This is a genomic window from Candidatus Zixiibacteriota bacterium (assembly GCA_022865345.1).
In the GTDB taxonomy this organism is placed as follows: Bacteria; Zixibacteria; MSB-5A5; order MSB-5A5; family RBG-16-43-9; genus RBG-16-43-9.
Genome location: JALHSU010000067.1, coordinates 1 through 3,736, shown reverse-complemented (window position 1 = coordinate 3,736; position 3,736 = coordinate 1). Strand labels below are relative to the sequence as shown.

At 42.3% G+C, this 3,736-nt stretch carries 3 protein-coding genes; all 3 read left to right on the top strand.

Translation table 11 applies throughout. The annotated features are described in order from the left end of the window. Positions 1–351 (top strand): T9SS type A sorting domain-containing protein (locus MUP17_02960; GenBank protein MCJ7457935.1); only part of this gene is annotated, 351 nt, incomplete at its 5' end. Between the two features lie 206 nt (positions 352–557). Then, positions 558–2,726 (top strand): T9SS type A sorting domain-containing protein, encoded by a 2,169-nt coding sequence (locus MUP17_02955; GenBank protein MCJ7457934.1) that lies wholly within the window; start codon positions 558–560, stop codon positions 2,724–2,726. Positions 2,727–2,776: 50 nt separating this feature from the next. Continuing rightward, the coding region (locus MUP17_02950) for a hypothetical protein (protein ID MCJ7457933.1) at positions 2,777–3,736 on the top strand (960 nt) is incomplete at its 3' end.

The window sequence follows — 3,736 nt, the reverse complement described above, 5'->3', positions numbered from 1 at the left end:
TTAGTATCAGTCGAGGCAGTGGACAATTTCAGCCGTCCTTTGAAGACCACTGTGGTCAACCGGGCGATCCCGACTGCTTATGCACTGAATGCCAACTATCCCAACCCATTTAACCCGACCACCAACATCAGCTTCGCTCTGCCGATAGACTCCAAGGTTTCCTTGAAGATCTACAACATCGCAGGACAGCTGGTTCGCACCCTGGTGAACGAGACCATGGTTGCGGGTACCCATACGGTTACCTGGGATGGAATCAATTCTAACGGTGAGAAAGTCGCATCTGGTATCTACTTCTACAAACTGAATGCTGGCGACTACAGCAAGACCATGAAGATGGTTATGACGAAGTAAACTTCGTCGCGTATTACAGAGGAGGGGGAAATTCCCCCTCCTCTGATTTAAAATGAAAGAAAAAAGAGGTTAACTGAAAAGTCGATATAGTTTTTTGAAATTTCTTCTCCTCTCAGGGATGGATGAGTTGCTGACTGAAGAGCATTAGTATTCTTGACGATAGAAAGAATAGATAGTTTTTTAAAAATAGTTTTAGAGGCGGAGGAATGATGAGAAATAAACCCTTTTTCTTTCTTTTTCTTTTTGCAGCCCTTCTTCTTTCTAAAAATCTTTCCTTTGCTCAAATCCAAGACACTGTAGGGGTGGTTGACACGTTAAGAGTAGGGAATTCAAGTGCTTATCCCGGTTCACAGGTAATCGTTCCGGTGTATGCATTTAATGATGAGCCGTTGGGAGCAATTGTTGTTCCTCTCAAATTCTCCAGCTCAGACCTTGTTTGTGATTCAGTCTCCTTTGTAGGATCAAGAGTTTCTGATGCACCTCTAAAAGGAGATTCCGTAGATAATGTAAATAGAACCATCAAAATCTATGCGGTAAGTTTTACTCAAATAAATCCCGGAAACGGTTTAGTGGCTAATCTGTTTTTCACGGTCAAGCAGAACGTTCCACTGCAGACAGTGGAGATAGACACTTTTTCGACTTCTGAAATATTTTTAGATTTTACCTATACCTGGGCTGTGGATATGATTCCAGCCTTTGTTAAGGGGGGAATTACTATAAAAGAAAAAAATCTGGCTCCCCAGATAAAACCGATCGGAACTCAATATATAGTGGAGGGGGATACTCTATTAATAAAAATTCTGACAACTGATCCGGAAGGAGATTCTGTTAGACTCAGCTTGTTGAATGGACCGGATGGCGGTTTTTTTGCAGACTCGGGTAATGGAAGGGCTGCTTTCCGCTGGGTTCCTCCTTTTACCGGTCCCTGGTCTTCAGTTAATAGTCCTTTTAAGGTTGCATTTGTGGCTTTAGACGGAAAAAACAGCTCAAGAGAAGATGTAGAGATTGAAGTAATAGATAAAAATTTAGGGGTTAAGGCTTACGCTCTGGAGGTGGGAACAGACTCAGGTTTTTTCTCTGACACTATCACGGTGCCGGTAAGTCTCGTAAATCCTGATTCAGTGGGAAGGATGAAATTGCTACTGCATTTTGATCCGAGTGCGCTTTCTTTATTGAGCGTAAGCAAAGCAAACACCAGAATTAGCAACTGGGAGTATTTTCAGCATATAACCGATCAACCTGCGGTAGGCGATGTTCAGATCTTAGCCCAGGCAGACATCTTAGATAGCATGGTTACAAAGCCGATGCCTCCAGGAGAGGGAGTAGTCGCCAATTTAAGTTTCAGGATAATACTCGATCCAACCCCTCTTAATCTGCTTGCATCCATAAGATTCAAGTTTACTGACTCGACCGACAACACTTTTGGTGGATTGTTTGGGCAGAAGTTCATTTCGCAGGATAAGATCAGTTATAACGATGGAGGTATTTTAATTCGAGGATTGGACAAACTCTTAGGTGATATAAATCTGAACGGAATTCCATACGAAGTTGGGGATGCAGTTCTTTTCAGTAAGTTCTTAATAGATCCGGTTAAATATCCTTTTAATCAGCTACAGCAACTCAATTCGGATGTGAATGAAGATGGAATATGCTGTACCCTGGCCGATTTCATTGTTTTACTCAATCGTATCCTTGAGGGAGGTAACCCAGTATTGGCAAAGTTAGTACCTGAAGCTGATGAAGTCCAGCTAAATCTAAGAAAGAGCTCCTCAAACATTGAGATATTTATTGATTCAAAAGTTCCAGTAGGTGCTGCTCTGCTGATAATCAAGCACCCAGGAATAGATTTAGGAGATGCGATTTTATCCTCAGATGCAGAAGGTATGACTCTGCTAAAAAAAGATGATGCAGGGGAATTGAGGCTCCTCCTTTATAGTGCCTCGGCTAAATATATTGAATCAGGACAAAAGAGATTATTCACCATTCCGATCAGGAATGGAGATGGAAACATAGAATTAGAAAAAGCTTTTTTCTCAGATTATTCAGGAAATCTAATCCAGGCAACTGTTTCATTAGAGAGAAATCAGGAGATCCCGGAAAGGTTTACCCTGTTACAGAATTACCCGAACCCGTTTAATCCAGAGACCAATATCTCATTTTCTCTGCCTGCGGAAAGTGAAGTTAATTTGAAAATATATAATCTAAAGGGGCAGTTGGTCAACATACTGGTAAACACCAGATTAAGTGCGGGTGTCCATACTTTTACCTGGAAGGGAAAAGACGAATCTGGTAAGGATGTCTCCAGCGGAATCTATTTTTATAAACTCATAGCAGGTAAATATTCTGAGACCAAGAAAATGGTGAAAATTAAATGATCATCACGATATTAAATTGAAATAAAAAACATGGAAGGAATAATATCGCTATGCCGGGAAGCTTAAAGCTGAAAGAAAAAGATGAAAAGGAACTAAAGATGAGTGCAAAGAAAACTTTTTTAGAAAAAAGAAAATGGTGGGGGATAATTTGCCTTGCGGTCCTAACGATTTTGTTTTCCACTTCAGTTAGCTGGTCACAGTTTGTCATCCGCACTCAAGATACCCTGAAGGTGGAGACAGCCACAGGACAGCCAGGAGATACCACAATCTTGGTCTCGGTCTATTTGCGCAATAGTTTATCAGTACAGACATTTAGCTTAAGATTGATCTTTGACCAGAATTTGATCGTTCCCCGTGATACAGTAGTGGGCACAGATACTCTCGTAATCGGTCAAGCCACTTCAAGAGATAGCTTTTACCTGCAATCTTCGGCTACCTTTCTGGGATCGAGACGAGACTCAGTGCTTACCTTCATTGCTTTCAGCTTCAACCTAACTGATACCATCGCTCCAGGAACTGGGGCCGTGGTACGTTTCCAGTTCAAGGTCAACCCCGGTATAACCAGAGACACCTCCACAGTTATAAGATTAGAGGACGATCCTGCGCATATTGGCAGTTACAATGTCTATGTGCATACAGATACAATAACCGGAACTCAACAGTACCGACCAACCTTGGTCAACGGCACCTTCAGTATAACGGCTGGGGGACCTCCAGGCAATCATGCTCCTGTTTTTGAACCTCTGGCAAGTCAGTTCACTGTGACCGAAGGGCAGAATTTATCTTTTGTTGTAGGTGCCAGTGATCAAGATGGGGATACGATAACCCTGTCTGCGGATGCGCTTCCGCCTAATGCCACCTTTCCAACCGTTAAAGGGGATAGCGTCGTCAGTCAAACTTTCAGTTTTACTCCTGATTTCACCCAGGGACCTGGCAGCGTTAGTGTGACCTTTAGAGCCAAAGATGAAAAAGGCGTCAGCACTCTGAAGACTGTGACCATTAACATAAAT

Coding starts and splice junctions, on each gene's coding strand:
- MUP17_02955 (MCJ7457934.1), top strand. CDS start 558: ATGATGAGAAATAAACCCTTTTTCTTTCTTTTTCTTTTTGCAGCCCTT.